Source organism: Bradyrhizobium sp. URHC0002, from assembly GCF_054059515.1.
The window spans coordinates 7275467-7293144 of the sequence record NZ_JBSSCF010000001.1; the positions used below are offsets into that span (position 1 = coordinate 7275467).

Consider the following 17678-nt stretch of genomic DNA (forward strand, 5'->3'; position numbering starts at 1 on the left):
CGCGATGGGCCAACAGGCGACGTCGGCAGGTGCCTTATCGGCATTACGGGCCGGCCCCCGAGAAGGCCGGCCCGTTGCTGATAGGACTACGTGCGAACAAGCTTATGCGGCGGTCTTCATAAGTCCAAGTTGCGTCAAGGCAGCCACGCCGTCATCAAGCCCGATCTCCTCGACGATCATGCCGTTCTTAAGCTTAAGAACGGTCGTTCCGGTGAACCTCATCTTGCGTCCGGTGTTGGCTGGAAGTGATCCCGCCAAAAAGTCGCGAAAGGCAGGGCCAGTATGGGTACCACCACCCTCCCAGCGCCCGACGACGTAATCGTCTTCGGCGATCAGGTCCGCCGCACCCCAGAAGTTGAGGTCGGGAAACGCCTTGCGAAAGTCGATCATGAAGGCCTTGATTTCGTCGCGGCCTCGACGTGGCTCGTGAAGCGAATACTGCAACAGCATATCCGGCGCGGCGAGTTCATCCACAATATTCAGGTTGCAGGTTTCGCCCCAAAAACCGGTAAACCAGCGACCTACGATCGCCTTGTTCTCACTTTCCTTCGACATGTGCTAACTCCTGTATTTCCATGTTTAGTTTGAGTGAACGCCTCGGAACGGGATCTGGACCGGCTTGGACCATATCGTCATGACGAATGTGGAGCCCAGAGTGCGGATCAATCGCCCGCCTCTGGAACAGCTCTCGTAGTTCTGGTCGGAGACCGTCTCCACAAGGAGCTGCTATCGAATGAAATTTGTGCATGTCGTGCTCCCATCTGTGTGTTGTCACGATAGGATTTCACACAGATCGATCCACCCGATTTCCGACCGGCTGCTACGCCAACACAGGTCGCCTTTGGGTCATTCACGCACCGGGCGAGTCGGTAGCAAGTCCGGCCACGTCCGTATGCCGCCGAAAGCGGAAGTAAATTTCAGGGTATCGCCGGCTCCGCTACGATGCCCCGCCCAAGCTTCAGAAAATCTGGATTGTTTCACACATAGACCGATCGCACACGGGCATGCGCGGCTCGTTGGCCTCTCGCAATGACGTATCAGGTCTTACGACGCGTACTTCTGATAAAACGTATTGGTGAATAGCTCGCTCGGATCATACTTCCGCTTCGCCGCGAAGAAATCGTTGATCTGCGGATACGAGCGCTGCAACTGGTCGCGCGAATAATAGAGCTGGTAAGGCAGGAAAAACCGGCCCTTGTGCGCGATGGTGAGGTCGATCAGCTCTTCCGTCGCCCTCTTCATCCGCTTGTTGCCGTCGTCATCGGTGGTCTGGTTGATGTAGAGCACCAGGGAGAAAGCGGGCTCCGGCGAATAGGTCAGGAAATTGTTTTCCTGATGGACGACGCGCACCGACGCATTCAACAGATTGGTCTTGTTGTCGGTCAGCACCTTGCGCATGCCGTCGACGAACGAGACGAACTGGCTGCGCGGGATGAAGTATTCGTGCAATATGTCGGTGTCGTTGGGCAGCGAGTTGCGTAAGTAAGGCACCGAATCGTGCATCGGGTCGTTGCGGTTGACGAGACAGGCCTCCGCCGATCCGATCGCCTGCGCGCGCGTCACCGTGCAGTTTTCCATCCGGTGCTCGATGTGCTTTTCCGACAGCCACTTCATTTCCTGGAATAGCGGTCCCTGCTTTGACAGGTTGATGGTGAGCCGCCGCAATTTGGTGCCTGAGATCTCGCCGAGCGGTTCGCGCTTGAAATCGGTGCCGTCGACCTTGGTGTAGGTATAGAGCAGCAATTCCTTCAGGAACGAGCTTGGCGCGGTCGAGAGGTGACCGTACATCAGGCCGACATTGCCGTCCTTCTCGATCTCCTTGGCGAACAGTGCGGGGAATTCCTTGTAGTCCATCATGCGACGCCCGGTCTGATAGACCAGGTTATCGGCAATATCGAGTTCGGCTTCGACGATGACGCCGAACAGGCCGTAGCCGCCGACCACGAGGTTGAACAGATCCTTGTTCTCGGTCGCCGATACCGTCTGCAACGAACCGTCCGCCAGCATCACCTTCATCGACTTGATCGACTTCGCAAGCGCGCCGGCCTGATGGTCCATGCCATGGGCGTTGACCGAGATCGAGCCGCCGACGCTGAAAATATCGGTCGACTGCATGGCGCGGACCGCAAAGCGCGGATGCAGCACATTCTGGATGTCGTGCCAGGTCGCGCCCGGCTGCACGGTGACCGATCGCGAACTCTCGTTGAGCACGATCTTGTTGAAGCCGCGCATGTCGAGCACGACGCCGCCTTTGCGGAAGGCGTGCCCGCCCATGCTGTGGCGCACGCCGGCGGTGGTGACGGAGAGCTTGTTGTCGCGCGCAAAAGCCAGCGTTTTCGTGATATCCTCGACGCTGCGCACCTCGACCACGCCGTAGATTTCGGTCTTGTTGAGGCAGCTCGCATCATTGATGCTGCCGCCAAGCTGCGACCATTTCACATCCTTGAGCGGCGCAATCGCCTTGATCCGCTCCAGGTCGATTTTCGCCTGCTCGCCGCCGCCGACCGCCGGCCCGCAATCCTTTTCCCCGTTGGGATCGGCTGCCAGCGCCTGAAGCTTGCGATAGCTGTAAACGCCCAGCAACACGACGACCACGGCAACCACCGACGCGCCGGTTTTGAACTTTTGTGAGAATTTTCGCATAAAGTGATTCCAGGTGATGTCGGATATTCCGGGCGAGCGGGTGATTAGTCAAATCGGAGCAGGTCTCGGTTCGATACGCCAGCCAGCGTTCATCGGGTTATGGAGGGGCACATGTCAGATTCACCTGGGCCAGACCACATCGACCTCGTTCTCATTATTCCTGAAAAGAATTGGGACCAGGAGCGGTTGGGTGACAGCAACGCGCTTTTCTATCAGCACCTCACCGATCACCCCCCTCAACCCGTTGACGTATCCATTTGCGACAAAGGAACGGTCCAAAAGTTCGTCTTGAAGCATACGAATCTTGTGACGATCGCAGCTCGAACTCCAATCGGGCTGGTCGATACTGCAATGTTGACGCGCTTCATGCTCGAACGATTCCAACCATCCATCGCCGCCCAAATCGGATTTGGCGGCATACTGTCGAACGATCTGAGACTGGGAGACGTGGCAATTGCCACCCAGGTGGACTGCTATCTCACCAAAGACAAGGCGGAGCGGATCGAGAAGAACGAGGGCCAGTATCAAACCAACATCGTTTTCGCCGGCGAGGTATTCCGTCCTTCACACTCGTTTGCGCAGTTGGCGGTCAACCTGCAATATGCCTATCCGGAGATCTATCTTGCATTCCAGGACGAAGCAGGACAATCGCCCAGCCGACACGAACTGCTCAATAGCCCTGCAATCAAAGAACACCTCCGCAGTACCGAAATTGTGACGCGTGATGCTTCGCGGGTTCATGCTGTGCATTTTGCCTGCGCCGAAGTTGTATCCACGACAAAGCAAGCAGTTCGATGGCTACGAGCGCGCGATCGAAAGCTGGCCATCATCGACATGGAGAGCGGCGGCCTGCTTGCAGCGGCGTGGGAGTACTCGCATCGCCACGACCGATGGCTTCGGACGATCGTGCTTCGCGGAGCCGGCGGATATGGCGATGAAAGGCACGATAAGGTAATAAAGGATAATGCCGAGGCCATTCATCGGTACGCCTTCGAGACGGCGTGCCACTTTCTTTGCCGCATGCTGAGCGCGCCGCACCAGGCCAATGCGGTAGCTCAAACCCTATCCATTGACGTCGGCATTCTCGTCCCGCTTGAGGAAGAGTTCTCATATTTCACCGAACTGTTGCTGGCGCTCGATGCCGATATCACAATGAGGTATCTACAAGGCAGATTCTACTACCTCTTCAAATGTAACGGCCAGAATTGCGCGGCGACCTTCGTGGCGGATATGGGTCTCGTGAAGATGGGCCTCGCCACAGAGGATCTGTTTCGTGCCTTGTCACCCAAACTAGTAGCAGTACTGGGGATAGCGGCCGGCTTTACCGGACCGGATGGCGATGTCAGGATCTGCGACGTTGTCGTCGCTCGCGAAATCGATCTGTACTTTCATCGCTCGCGCATTCAGTTGGAGCAGAAGGCTTCAGGCGAAACGAAGCTGAGCGATATCGTTTCATTGAGGACAGATCCGGCGATCGCCGAGAGCTCCGATCTTGTGGAGTTCGCTACGAAAAACAGGCGACTTTCGGCAGCAAAGGAAATTTGGAGGGATGATTGCGAGGCCGAACTAAAAGCGACGCTGGAAAAGCCTCCATTTGGCGACACGCTTGATCCCAACAAATTCAAGATCGCGCTACGCCCCACGGCACATTCGGTCAGGCTGGCGACCGGAGAGTTCCTGGCGGCTTCACGTGAGTTTGGTGACGCTCTCGTTGACCGCGGATGCAGCGCAGCTGACATGGAAGCGGGAGGTGCCGCCATAGCGTACCGGCAAATCTGTGCCGATCGAGCAATTCGTCCTTCGCCGAAGCTTCTCGTATTGCGAGGCATCTCTGATCGGGGAGACGAACAAAAGGAAGGGTTGGAGCACTCGTTGGGCACAACATTACGCAGAGCGTGCATGCGAAATGCAGGAAGATTCCTCATGCTTCTGTTGGAAGACGACAACTTTATTCAGCTACTCGATCAAAAGGGTCCAGACGGTTCGCCACACGATTGACGGCCAAGCCATTCCTGCAGGAAGAGCGCCCTTCCCGCGCCTTGCTTCTCCCGATAGTCTGCCGGCCGCACCGCAGGCGAAACAATGCCCGGCGCCGAGGAGGAACGCTGAAGTAGATGGGCGCCACAGCCCGTCCGGACATCAACAATCAACAACATTATCCAGGGAGAACACCAATGCTGACGCGACGCAGTATGATGCTTGCCTCCATCGCAGCCGGAGTGATCATGAACAACAAGACCGCCTCCGCCAAAGCGGCGCAGCCGGCGACGCCGGTGAATTTCGACGTGCCCGCCGGCGCCTGCGACTGCCACACCCATATCCATCCGGACCCTGCGAAATTCCCGTTCTTCGCCGGCCGCGTCTATACGCCCGAACTGGCTTCGCCGGAGGAAATGACTGCCCTGCACAAGGCGCTGCATATGGAGCGCGTGGTGATCGTCACACCCTCGATCTACGGCCCCGACAACTCCGCCACGCTGTTCGGCATGGCGGCGCGGGGACCGACCGCGCGCGGGGTCGCCGTGATCGACGACAAGACGTCGGAGAGCGATCTCGATCTGATGGGCAAGGCCGGCATTCGCGGCGTCCGCCTCAACCTCGCAACCGGCGGCGTCAACGATCCGAACATCGCCCGGCCACGCTTCACGACCGCCGTCGAGCGCATGAAAGCACGCGGCTGGCACGTGCAGATCTATACCAACATGCCGATGATAACGGCGGTCAAGGATCTGATCATGGCCTCACCGGTGCCGGTCGTATTCGATCACTTCGGCGGCGCACAGGCGGCGCTTGGCGTCGAGCAGCCCGGCTTTGCCGACCTCGTGGATCTCGTCAAGGCGGGCAAGGCCTATGTGAAGATTTCCGGCGCCTATCGCGCCTCGAAGGTCGGCCCAGATTATGCCGACTGTATCGCGCTCGCCCAGTCGCTGATCGCGGCCAATCCCGACCGCATCGTCTGGGGCACCGACTGGCCGCATCCGGATTCGGTTACACCAGCCGGCAAGCAGATCTCTGACGTCACGCCGCTGTTCCAGATCGAAGACGGGCGGCTTTTGAACCAGCTGCCGGTGTGGGCGCCGGATGCGGCGATCCGCAAGAAGATCCTGGTCGACAACCCGGCGCAGCTTTACGGGTTCTGAAGCCCGGCGCTCGACATCGCGGCCCGCTCACGTCCGAGCGGGTCGCGGTCGTAAGTCCGCAGCCAGTTGCCGGCCTTGCGCAGGCCGCCGAACGGGAACAGGTGAAATCCCGCGATCGAAGCCGTTGCGGCCGCAGGCGCGCAGCGCAATCCCTTGACGACATCGTCAGGCCCGGTATCCGTCAGCAGGCGACCGAACCGGCCGATCTGGGCCCGCAGCGCGCGCATGGAATTGCCGATGCCGCAGCGGAGCGCAAATTTTGTCAGCGTTGCCGGGGTCGCAGGACCGGCAAGACCAACGATCACGGGAAGGTCAATGCCGGCTCGATCGAGTTCAGCCATCCATTGCAGGATCGGCGTGCTCTCGAAGCAGAATTGCGTGACGACATCGACGCGCGTTCCTGTCCGCCGCCCCCAGTCGCGCCAGCCTCCCAGCCCCTTCAGCGCGTCAGGCAGTTCGAGGAACGGATGGCCCTCGGGATGACCGGCCACGCTGACGGACGTGATCCCGTGCGCCTCGATCAATCCGCTGGCGCAGACATCGCGTGCCGATCTGAACGGACCTTTTGTTGCGGCGACGTCGCCCGCGATCAGGAGGATGCGCGTGACGTTAGCTTCGCCCCGTGCCCGCGCCAGGAAATCATCGAGTGCTTCCCGCGACGGCATTTCGCGCGCCGCGATGTGCGGTACCGGGTTGAAGCCGGCGCAGCGCAATGCAGCGGCCGTTTCGATATTGTGACGATAATTGTCGCCGGGCAGGAACGTGATGGTGACGTCGGTGCCATCAGCGAAATGCTCGCGCAATTCTGCGATCTGATGCCCGCGCGAGGAGACCTCGACTGAAGCCGAGGGCAGCAGCGCGGCCAGTTTGGTGGATGCGTGCTCCGAGACGGTCACGGACGCCTCCCCTTGTCAGGCCGGTGTGCGGCGGCGCGAGATCACGTAGGTTTCGTCGTTGAACCACAGGCCGCCATGCTTCTTCAGAACGCGGTCGGTGGCTTCGAGGTAGCGCCCGTCGCGGACCACTTCCGACAGCCTGTTGTCCTCGATCTGCGCCACGTAGATCGCGGCGTTCCAGGCCGCAAACAGCGTCGAGGTGCCGATCGGTCCACTGACTTCGTCCGGCAGCGTGTGCATGCGATAGCGGAAGATCGAGCGCGCGTCGGAGGAGGCGTTGAAATTGTAGTGCCGGGCCGCCGCGCCGAGCTCGTGCTTGACCTGGCGCAGGATGGCGTAGCGGTCGGTCTTGAAGGGATCATCTCCCGGCCAGACCTGGTCGATGATTTCGATGCCGGGATCCTTGCCGTGTGAATGGATGCCGATCAGCCGCCCGCCCGGCCGGAGCGACTTGACCAGCGGCGTCAACACTTTTGAAGCCTTGAACTCCACGCTTGCCCGCGCCCGGTAGGGCTGTGAGGCGATGACCAGATCGTAATCCGCCATCACCCGGCCGGGCCGCGGCATGATCGGGTCAAGCAGGAATGAGTGATCCTCGCGCCGCAGCGTCAGGATCACCGGACGCTGATAGACCGGATTGCCCGTGGTCGGGCTGATGCCCGCGCGCCAGTTCTCGGCAAGGAAGCCTTCGAGCTCGCCGATCTGCTCGGCGAAGCCGTGCGCGGTGTTGCCGGTCAGCGTGACATCTTTCCAGATCAGGCCTTGGGCTGATGTTACCGAACGTGGCGTCAGCCAGGGCGCCTCGGCGTAATAGAGGTTGGTCACGACCAGCACGGTGGCGGGATGCTCGAACAGGCGATCCGCCATCTTCTCCAGCATCAGGCGGACGTCTTCGTAGCTGATCTCCTTCGCCACGACATAGAGCGGCATGGTGGGGAAGCGCGCATGCACCGCCCGCATCACCCGCGACAGCACGGTGCCGTCGCCGACGCCGGCATCGAAGATGCGAAGCGCCGGCGGCGCCGGCTGCAGATTGCCGAGTTCGAGCGAGATGCGGTTGCCGACCTCGGTCTTCTCGCTGCAGGTGGAGACGAACAGCAGGTATTTCTGGCGGTTGTCGAAGAATCGGAAGCCCGGCGGCGCGACGGCGTTGGCGGTGGCCGCAGCGGCCGCGCCGTTCAGCGGTTTGGCGGCCGGTGACGGTTGGCCTGCCGTTGCGGTCGAAGCGGGTTGATGCTCGGCGAGATACGCGCGGACCTTGTCGAGTGTGCCGGTCGTGATCCTGGCGCCGTCGCGCAACCGCGATACCAGCTTGCCGTCATTGACCACCAGCCGCCCGAAGGTGGATTCGGCCGTGCGGGTTTCGCGGCAATAGTCGCGGATTTCGCCGAGAATCTGCTCGGCGGTGGGCGCTGCTTTCGCCGGCTGCGCGTGGCCGTTCTGCCCGCCGTTCGATCCTTCGTTCGATCCTTGGCTTTCCTCGATCCGCATGGCTTGCTCCTGCGGTTGTCCCTGCCGGTATCAAGGGACGGCCGCCGGATCGCGTCAACCACAAACCGAGTGGGCAAGAAACATGGGCGTGTGCCCACAACGCATTACCGCGCCCGGCGCGAGAACACCGAGATCAGCACCGGCAGCGTCACGAGGATAACAATCGGCGCCAGCATCATGCCGGTCACCACCACGACCGCCAGCGGCTTTTGCACCTGCGAACCGATCCCCTCCGAGAGCGCCGCCGGCAGCAATCCGACGCCGGCCACCACGCAGGTCATCAGCACCGGCCGCAGTTGCAGCTCCCCGGTACGGACCACCGCGCGCATGCGCTCATAGCCTTCGTCGATGAGCTGGTTGTACTGCGACAGGATGATGATGCCGTCCATCACCGCGATGCCGAACAGCGCGATGAAGCCGATCGCCGCCGACACGCTGAACGGGATGCCCGTGATCAACAGACCGAGCACGCCGCCGAAGATCGCCATCGGGATCACGCTCATGGCGAGCAGCGTGTCGACCATCGAGCCGAAATTGAGAAACAACAACACGCCGATCAGCGCGAGACTGATCGGCACCACGATCGACAGCCGCTTGATGGCGTCCTGCAGATTGCCGAATTCACCGACCCATTCGACCCGCGACCCCGGTGGCAGTTCGACCTGGGCGGCGACCTTTTCCTGCGCTTCCTGGATCGCGCTGCCGAGGTCGCGGTTACGGACCGAGAACTTGATCGGCAGATAGCGTTCCTGCTGTTCGCGGTAGATGTAGGCGGCGCCCGAGATCAGGTTGATCGAGGCAACCTCGCTGAGCGGAATCTGCGTGATCGCGCCGCCCTGCCCGGCCACGCCGATCCTTAAGTTATGGATCGCCTCCGCGCTCTTGCGGTATTCGGGAGCGAGGCGAACGATGATCGGGAAATGCCGGTCGCTGCCGGGCTCATAGAGATCGCCGGCGCTGTCGCCGCCGACCGCGACCTTGATGGTGGCGTTGATATCGCCGGGTGACAGGCCATAGCGCGCCGCACGCGCCCGGTCGATATCGATCTGGACGGTCGGCTGGCCGAGTGAGGTGAACACCGCAAGATCGGTGACGCCCTGCACGGTGCCGAGCACGGATTTGATCTTGTTGGCCGTATCCGTCAGCGCCTGCAGATCGTTGCCGTAGAGCTTGATCGAGTTCTCACCCTTGACGCCCGACACCGCCTCCGAGACGTTGTCCTGCAGATATTGCGAGAAGTTGAATTCGACGCCCGGGAACTTGTCCTGCAACTGCCCCAGCAATTCCGCGGTCAGTTCGTCCTTGTCGCGGGTGCCGGGCCATTCGCTGTTGGGCTTTAAGGGAGCGAAGAATTCGGCGTTGAAGAGGCCGGCGGCGTCGGTGCCGTCGTCGGGGCGTCCGTGCTGCGACACCACCGATTCCACTTCGGGACGGGCGCGGATCATCCTGCGCATCTCGTTGACGTAGGCGTTGCCCTCCTGCAGCGAGATGGTCGGCGGCAGCGTGGCGCGGATCCACAGATTACCTTCTTCCAGCTTGGGCAGGAATTCCAGCCCGAGGAGCCGCGCAAACACGATGGTCATCACCACAAGAGCCGCCGCGCCGGTCATGACGATCTTCCGGTTCGCAATCGCCCAGTTCAGCACCGGCACGTAAAGCCGGTCGAGCTTTTTGACGATCCAGGTTTCGGCTTCATCCAGATGCGCGGGCAGGATGATCGCGCTCAGGGCGGGCGTCACGGTAAAGGTCGCGAGCAGTCCGCCCGCCAAGGCATAGGCATACGTCCGCGCCATCGGCCCGAAGATGTTGCCTTCGACACCGCTCAGCGTGAACAGCGGCAGGAAGGCTGCGATGATGATGGCGGCAGCGAAGAAGATCGAGCGCGACACGTCGGCGGACGCCGACATGATCGCGTGGGTCTTCATCCCCATCGTGGTGTCGAAGGAGATGTGGCTCCGCTCGGCTTCCGACAGTGCGGTGGTCTGCGACAGCCGCCGGAAGATCGCCTCCACCATGATCACGGTGGCATCGACGATCAGGCCGAAATCGATCGCGCCGACCGACAGCAGATTGGCGGATTCGCCCCGCAGCACCAGGATGATGACGGCGAAAAACAGCGCGAACGGAATCGTCGCGCCGACGATCAGCGCGCTGCGGAGGTCGCCGAGGAACAGCCATTGCAGCAGCACGATCAGGATGATTCCGACCACCATGTTGTGCAGCACCGTGTGGGTGGTGATGTCGATCAGATCCTTGCGGTCGTAGATCCGCTCGATCTTCACGCCGGGCGGCAGGATGCTGGAATTATTGATGTTGTGGACAAGCTGTTCGACGCGGGCAATGGTCGGCGAGCTCTTTTCGCCGCGCCGCATTAGCACTATGCCCTGAACGATGTCGTCGTCCTGGTCGATCCCGGCGATGCCGAGCCGCGGCTTCTCGCCGACGGTGACGCTGGCGATATCCTTGACCAGCACCGGATTGCCGCCCGACTGAGATACCATGGTGTTGTTGAGGTCGTCGATCGAGCGGATCAGGCCGACGCCGCGCACCACGGCGGATTGCGCGCCGATATTGACGGTGTTGCCGCCGACATTGATGTTTGCGTTGCCGACGGCCTGCAGCACCTGCGGCAGCGTCAGCCCGTTGGCGACCAGCTTGTTGAAATCGACCTGCAGCTCATAGGTCTTGGTCTTGCCGCCCCAGCCGGTGACGTCGATCACACCGGGTACGGCGCGGAAACGGCGCTGCAATACCCAGTCCTGCAGCGTCTTGAGGTCGAGCACGCTGTAATTCGGGGGGCCTTTCAGGCGGTAACGAAAAATCTCGCCGGTCGGGCTCAGCGGCGAAATGCCCGGCTGCACGTTGCCCGGAAGGGGTGTGAGCTGCGACAGGCGGTTCAAGACCTGCTGCAGCGCTTCCTCATAGGTGTAATCGAAGGAGAATTGCAGTTTGACGTCGGACAATCCGTACAGCGAGATGGTGCGGATGGTGCGCAGGTTCTTGATGCCGGCGACCTGGGTCTCGATCGGGATCGTGATGTAGCGTTCGATCTCTTCCGACGATAGGCCCGGGCTTTGCGTCACGATGTCGACCATCGGCGGGGTCGGATCTGGATAGGCCTCGATGTTGAGTTGCCCGAACGCGATCAGGCCGCCAACGAACACGGCGACAAACATGGCCACCATTAAATAGCGGCGGCTGACTGCTAGGGCGACCAGGCGATCCATTCAGATCGGAGCTTTCAGTGAGGGGTCAGCTGCCGGACGCGGCGCGGTCGATGAACAGCGCACCCTTGGTGACGATCTGCTCACCGGGTTTCAGATTGCCGACCACCTCGACGAGATCGCCATTGGTGAGGCCAGGCTTGATCTGACGCAATTCGATCGTCTTGTCCGGATGCGCGACCCAGATCCGCACCTGTTCGCCTTCATAGATCAATGCCTGCTTCGGCACTCCGACCGCCGGACGGTCGCCCGCCGAATAGATCGTGACGTTGGCGAACATCTCGGGCTTCAGCACGAAGTCCTTGTTGTCGATGGTCGCGCGGACCAGCAGCCGGCGCGTCGCCGGATCGATTGCGGTGGCGACATAGTTGAGCCGCGCCGACAGCGGACGGCCCGGCAGCGCCAGCACGTTGAACGTCACCTCCTGCCCGATCGCGACACTCGCGCAATCGCTCTCGCGGACGAAGGCCGTCATCCAGACGGTGGAGAGATCGCCGATCACATAGACGGGATCGCTGGCGCCGGCGTTGACGTACTGGCCGGGGCCGATCTTGCGCTGGACCACGGTGCCGGCGAGCGGCGCGAAGATGGTGGTCTCGGGATTGATGCGGCGCTTTTCCTGGAAGGTTGCGATGTCCTCATCGGTGAGGCCGAGAATGCGTAATTTGTTGCGCGCCGCCTCCATCGCCGTCTGCGACGAGCGCATGTCGTTTTCGGCCTGGATCAGGGTCGCCTGGCTCTGCTGGTAATCTTTCAGCGGAACGGCCTTGCCCTCGAACAGGTCCTTGGCGCGCGCTCCCTGCAATTGCGCCAGATCGAGCGCGGACTTCGCCTTGTTCATGGCGGCCATCGCGCCGATGAAATCGTTTTGCGCCTGCACGTTGTCGGCGGCCTCGATCACGAACAGCGGCTGGCCCTTGACGACGCTGTCGCCCGGCTTGGCCAGCAACTTGGTGACCCGTCCCGCATAGGGCGAAAACACCGGCGTCGAACGATCTTCATCGATCGCGATCTTGCCTTCGGTGACTTGTTCGGCGCGGAAGCCGCGTTGGGTGACGGGTTGAATGGTCAGGCTTGCCCATTCAGCGGGGCTCGGCGTGTAGCGCTGCGATCCCTTGCGGGACTGGCTCGAGACTTCCGAATGTCCGGTCTTGGCGCCACCGATCTTCGCAAAGCCGTACAGGCCCGCGCCGACTGCAAGCGCCACCAGCGCCACGGGCATGGCCCACCGCTTCCAGCTAAGTTCCTGCCATTGCTTTGTTATTTTATTGAGCATACGAGCCCGGACCACTCAGCGACGTTTTGCCTCACCTGCCCGCTAATACTGCCCAATTGGCAATTTACACAACCTAAAAAACCAAAATGGGCTTGGCGGCGAGGTTAAAGTTTGGAGAAGTAAAGCTGAACGAGGGATGACTGCCTCATTCGCGCGCCGGCCATTGCGATGGATGGCTGCCGAGCGGCATCGCCGGACGGGCCCAAAACGCCGGGGTTTTCGACAAAATCGCAGAGTGCCGGACCGACCGCAGCGCACCGAAACCTGAGCCGACCTCCTCGATGAAGGGCGTCACCGCCTCCCCCGTAAAATCACGGGTATTTAGACCGTCGGCCACCCGGCCGAGATTCCACAGCCAGCTTCCGGTCTGCGCCAGCGACACCTGGACGTGCCAGCTTCCGCCTTCACGCGCCTGGCGCGCTTTGGCCATCATGGCGCCGAACGCCATGAAATATCCGGTGGCGTGATCGAGCATCTGTGCCGGCAATTCCTTCGGTCCATCGACACCAGCGGCCTGCCCCTCGGCATGGTTGAATCCGGTCGCGGTCTGCACCAAAGAGTCGAAGCCGCGCCGCTCCGCCCACGGCCCGGCATGACCATAGGCCGACAACGTGACGTAAATGATACCGGGATTGATGCGCGCGGCATCCTCCGGCGAGAAGCCGAGTCCTGAGATCGCGCGCGGCCGGTAGCCTTGCGAAAAGATATCCGCCTCAGCCAACAGATCGCGCAGCGCGCCGCGCCCCTGCTCGTTCTTGAGTTCGACAAAACTCGTCAGCTTGCCACGGCCGGTGTCGATGGTGAGCCACGGGATCGCCGGCAGCTCGGGGCCGGAAATCAGCAGCACCTCGGCGCCATGCACGGCGAGCGTCCGGCCCGCCACCGGACCCGCGATCACCCGCGACAGATCGAGCACGCGAATGCCCGCAAGCGGCCGCTCGCCTTTGGGCCATGGCTTCGGTGCGGCCTCGCCGATTTTCGCGATCGAGATCAGCGGCAATCCGGCGAGCGCCTTGGCGTGCGGCGTTGCCGACCATTGGTCATGCGAGCGCATGAAGGCGACGACGCTGCCGCTCGTATAGGCCGCGGTCTCGAACGCCTCGCCGTCCCATTGCATCAGCGCCGCCTGAACCGCGTCACGCTCCGGCTTGCAGTTCAGCACCGTACAGACGGCGTCGCGGTGATGGGGAAAATTGGTGTGCAGGCGCACGAAGCCGTCGCGGGTTTTATAGACACCGGCGATCGCGTCCCAGGCCGGCGGCGGCGGTTTGCCGTCAACGCGCAGATAGCGTTCGCTCCGGCATTCGACCACGGCATGGCGCATATCGACCGCGACGTCCTGCGCCTCGCCGCTGCGCATTTTCCAGATCTCGGCCGCCGCCAGCCCGGTCGCGGCGACGCTAACCTGTGCGGCCGCCGCAACGCGAAACGAGGACGGCAGCTGCGGTTCATCGCCGGTCAGCGTGAGCGCGTCGAGCGTGGAAGCTTCGCCGCCGATCGAGGTCCAGATATCGGAGAGAATTTTACGGGGGCTTTGCATCGGCGTGTCTCTTCCCTAACGTTCGTCTCGGTAGTCTTAGCCGTCATTGCGAGCGAAGCGAAGCAATCCATGGCGCCACGTGTAGATAGATGGATTGCTTCGCTTCGCTCGCAATGACGGCCAGGGTCTTCACCTACAGAGGAGTTGCAATGGCTGCCATCGATCCCCTGACGGCGGGAGCCGTTTTGCTTGCGACTGCGGCCACGGATGCCGTCTACGTCATGTTCACCTCGGCGGTGGTCGCGCGCAAGCGCGTGCCGGCGGCGACCTGGAGCAGCGTCTGGTATTTGCTCTCGTCCTACGCCGTCATCAGCTACACCGAGAACTGGGCTTACGTTGCCTTTGCGGCCGTAGGCTCCTGGGTGGGCGCCTATGCGACGATCACCTTCCTGCACCGCCCGCCCGGCGGTCCACCGGTCGGCGCGGCACCAGAGTAGATTCTTTGTCGTCATTGCGGGCGAAGCCTGTAGCCCGGATGAACGCAGCGGTATCGCTTCGCTCATCCGGGCTACAGATTCCAGCGGCACCGTTCCCTCCCCGTCATTGCGGGCGCAGCGAAGCTTCGTCTTTTGGACCCGAAGCCGACGGTTCGGACCCGTGGGTGGAGGGTTGATTTAGATCAACAGATGCGTTGCGGCATTGTGCCCCGGCTACGCGTCCACAGGGTTCCGAAGTCTCCAAGAGGGAGTTTCCAATGACCCCTAACCGTAAGGATGACGATAGCTCAAAGACAGAAAGCCGCTTACAAAACCGCCGCAACCTGCTGCTTTGCGGCACCACATTCAGCGCCGCTTATTTGCTGTGTGCACTGGGAACAACCAGCCTCGCGCAGCAAACCACCGGCACACCGGGCTCACCCGGGGCCACCACCACGATAGATGGAAAGTATCTTCCACCGCCGCCACCGAAGTTTGGCGGCGACATCAACCTTCAAGCCAGTCAGTCCAAACCGTACTGGCCTGCCCGCGTGGTGCCGCCCAAGGGTGCGCCCAACGTGCTCCTGATCATGACTGACGACCAGGGCTACGGCGTTTCGGGGGCGTTCGGCGGCGTCATCCCGACACCGGCAATGGATCGCATTGCCCAGATGGGGTTGCGCTACACCCAATTCCATTCCACGGCGCTGTGCTCGCCGACGCGGGCAGCGTTGATCACCGGCCGTAATCACCATTCGGTTGGATTCGGCACCATTTCGGAGCAAGCGACTGGTTATCCCGGTTACGACAGCATCATCGGACCGGAGAGCGCTACTATTGGCACCATCCTGAAGCAGAACGGCTACGCCACCTCGTGGTTTGGCAAGAACCACAACACGCCGAGCTATCAGTATGGCGTGACGGGACCGTTTGACCAATGGCCCATCGGCATGGGCTTCGACTACTTCTACGGCTTCATGGGCGGCGAGACCGACCAGTGGACGCCATACCTGTTCCGGAACACCACCCAGGTTTTCCCCTGGGTTGGAAAGGTCGGCTACAATCTAACCACGGACATGGCGGACGACGCGATCGCCCACTTGCGACAACTCAATGCTGCCGCACCGGATCAGCCATTCTTCCTCTATTACGTGCCCGGCGGCACCCATTCGCCGCATCAGCCGACCAAGGAATGGATCGACAAGTTCAAGGGCAAGTTCGACATGGGCTGGAACGCCCTACGCGACCAGATTTTCGCCAATCAAAAGCGGCTTGGCGTCATCCCCGAGAACACGCAGCTCACAGCCTGGCCGGACGACCTGCAGAAGTGGGAGGCCTTGACGGCCGATGAGAAGAAGCTGTTCGCGAGGCAAGCCGAAGTGTTCGCCGGTTATGCCGCCTACACCGACCACGAGATCGGGCGCGTGATCCAGGAAGTCCAGGACGAAGGCAAGCTCGACAATACGCTGATCATCTACATCAGCGGCGACAACGGCACGAGTCCGGAAGGCACCACGCGCGGGACTCCGAACCAGTATACCGCTTACAATGGCATATTGGATCTTCCGATCGCCGAGCAGTTGAAGGCGTATGACGCTTGGGGCTCGGCCGCCACCTATCCGCACATGGCGGTGGCCTGGTCATGGGCCTTCGACACGCCATTCAAGTTTACGAAGGAGGTCGCGTCGCACTTCGGTGGCACCCGCCAGGGCATGGCAATCTGCTGGCCGAACCGTATCAAGGATGCGGGCAGCATCCGCACCCAGTTCCACCACATGATCGATATCGTGCCGACAATCCTGGAAGTTACCGGCATTCCGGCGCCGCTGATGGTCAACGGCGTCGCGCAGAAGCCGATTGAAGGTGTCGGCATGACCTACACCTTCGACAAGTCGAGCGCCAACGTGCCGTCCGCGCGCACGACGCAGTACTTCGAGATGTGGGGTAACCGAGCCATCTATCACGACGGTTGGATAGCGGCGACAACGCCACCTGCGCCGCCCTGGCTCCTGGGCACCGCCAAGATGCCCGCGGACGTGGTCAACGGCTACAAGTGGGAGCTTTACAACATTGCCGAGGACTACTCGGAGAGCAATGATATCGCCGCCAAGATGCCCGACAAGCTGCGCGAGATGCAGGAGCTGTTCTTGGTGGAAGCGACAAAGTACAACGTGTTTCCACTGGATAACTCGGTGCTTCAGCGCATCATCGCACCTAGGCCAAGTGCAACTGCAGGCCGGAACACCTTCACATACTCAGGCGAGTTATCAGGCCTGCCCACGAGCGATGCGCCCAGCATCCTGAACAGGTCCTACACGATCACCGCCGAAGTGGATATTCCGGGCAGTGCTGGTTCGACCGTTGGGCGTGCGGGCTCACAGGATGGCAGCGAAGGGATGATCGTCACCCTCGGCGGTCGTTTCGGTGGGTATGGCCTGTACCTGCTCAAGGGCAAGCCAGTCTTCCTCTACAACTTCGCCGACCTCGAACGCTTCCGCTGGGAAGGCAAGGACGCGCTCACGCCGGGCAAGCACACCATCGTGTTCGACTTCAAATACGATGGACCCGGCTTCGGCAAGGGCGGCACGGGTGTCCTGAAGGTGGACGGCAACGAGGCTGCGACCAACAAAGTCCCGCACACCCTTCCATTCCTCATGTCAATTGACGAAACCTTCGACGTGGGTGTCGATACACGTACCCCCGTTGACGACAAGGACTATCAGGTGCCCTTCCGTTTCAGCGGCAAGATTGACAAGCTCACCGTCAAGGTCGGGCCGGTGCAGCTCACCAGCGACGAGCATCAGATCATTCGGCACGCCCGCGCTGGCGCGAATAACTGATGCCACAGAAAATCCGGCCGGGTGTCCTTTCCTCGGGAGCCCGGCCGGACGCTGACGTGCCGGTGTCCAGCGATATCCGTCGATGCGCAGCTAATCAGTAGCTTCAGCGCCGTACGCATCCGGCGCTTACGTTTATCGCGCCATCAGCATCCATCGCATCTCACCGCGCGTTCGTGACGATGGCCAACGCCCCTCATCCGCGGCGAGACGGG

The 17678-nt window shown here is 61.5% G+C and carries 11 protein-coding genes; 4 read left to right on the plus strand and 7 right to left on the minus strand.

All coding sequences use genetic code 11. The features are described from left to right. Positions 1–102 precede the first annotated feature (102 nt). The gene (locus ACVWVY_RS35420) at positions 103–555 is read right to left on the minus strand and encodes an ester cyclase (protein WP_456630732.1); all 453 of its coding nucleotides are present in this window, start codon (positions 553–555) and stop codon (positions 103–105) included. Positions 556–1044: 489 nt separating this feature from the next. Further along, on the minus strand, positions 1045–2643 hold the full coding sequence (locus ACVWVY_RS35425) for an FAD-binding oxidoreductase (protein ID WP_456630733.1): 1599 nt from the start codon (positions 2641–2643) through the stop codon (positions 1045–1047). Positions 2644–2754: 111 nt separating this feature from the next. Here ACVWVY_RS35425 and ACVWVY_RS35430 point away from each other — a divergent pair, with 111 nt between their 5' ends. Next, positions 2755–4641 (plus strand): phosphorylase family protein, encoded by a 1887-nt coding sequence (locus tag ACVWVY_RS35430; protein ID WP_456630734.1) that lies wholly within the window; start codon positions 2755–2757, stop codon positions 4639–4641. Between the two features lie 176 nt (positions 4642–4817). Next, positions 4818–5783: an amidohydrolase family protein gene (locus ACVWVY_RS35435; RefSeq protein WP_456630735.1), complete on the plus strand. Its 966-nt coding sequence runs from the start codon at positions 4818–4820 to the stop codon at positions 5781–5783. On the opposite strand, the gene ACVWVY_RS35440 is transcribed toward ACVWVY_RS35435, so the two are convergent. The 5 genes from ACVWVY_RS35440 to ACVWVY_RS35460 form a co-directional block, all read right to left on the minus strand. Next, positions 5771–6679: a methylenetetrahydrofolate reductase gene (locus ACVWVY_RS35440; protein ID WP_456630736.1), complete on the minus strand. Its 909-nt coding sequence runs from the start codon at positions 6677–6679 to the stop codon at positions 5771–5773. The two genes, ACVWVY_RS35435 and ACVWVY_RS35440, sit on opposite strands and share 13 nt — an antisense overlap. A 15-nt stretch (positions 6680–6694) precedes the next feature. Continuing rightward, positions 6695–8170, minus strand: a complete 1476-nt coding sequence (locus ACVWVY_RS35445; RefSeq protein WP_456630737.1) for a hypothetical protein — start codon at positions 8168–8170, stop codon at positions 6695–6697. A 104-nt stretch (positions 8171–8274) separates the two neighbouring features. Further along, positions 8275–11397 carry an efflux RND transporter permease subunit gene (locus ACVWVY_RS35450; protein WP_456630738.1) on the minus strand — a complete coding sequence of 1041 codons (3123 nt, stop codon included), beginning with the start codon at positions 11395–11397 and terminating at the stop codon, positions 8275–8277. A 25-nt stretch (positions 11398–11422) separates the two neighbouring features. After that, the gene (locus tag ACVWVY_RS35455) at positions 11423–12670 is read right to left on the minus strand and encodes an efflux RND transporter periplasmic adaptor subunit (RefSeq protein WP_456630739.1); all 1248 of its coding nucleotides are present in this window, start codon (positions 12668–12670) and stop codon (positions 11423–11425) included. A gap of 145 nt (positions 12671–12815) precedes the next feature. Then, positions 12816–14210 carry a CoA transferase gene (locus ACVWVY_RS35460; RefSeq protein WP_456630740.1) on the minus strand — a complete coding sequence of 465 codons (1395 nt, stop codon included), beginning with the start codon at positions 14208–14210 and terminating at the stop codon, positions 12816–12818. A 149-nt stretch (positions 14211–14359) separates the two neighbouring features. On the opposite strand from ACVWVY_RS35460, the gene ACVWVY_RS35465 reads away from it, so the two are divergent. Together ACVWVY_RS35465 and ACVWVY_RS35470 are read left to right on the plus strand one after the other, a co-directional pair. Further along, on the plus strand, positions 14360–14647 hold the full coding sequence (locus tag ACVWVY_RS35465; RefSeq protein ID WP_456630741.1) for a hypothetical protein: 288 nt from the start codon (positions 14360–14362) through the stop codon (positions 14645–14647). Between the two features lie 257 nt (positions 14648–14904). Next, positions 14905–17466, plus strand: a complete 2562-nt coding sequence (locus ACVWVY_RS35470; protein ID WP_456630742.1) for an arylsulfatase — start codon at positions 14905–14907, stop codon at positions 17464–17466. The last annotated feature ends 212 nt before the right edge of the window (positions 17467–17678 follow it).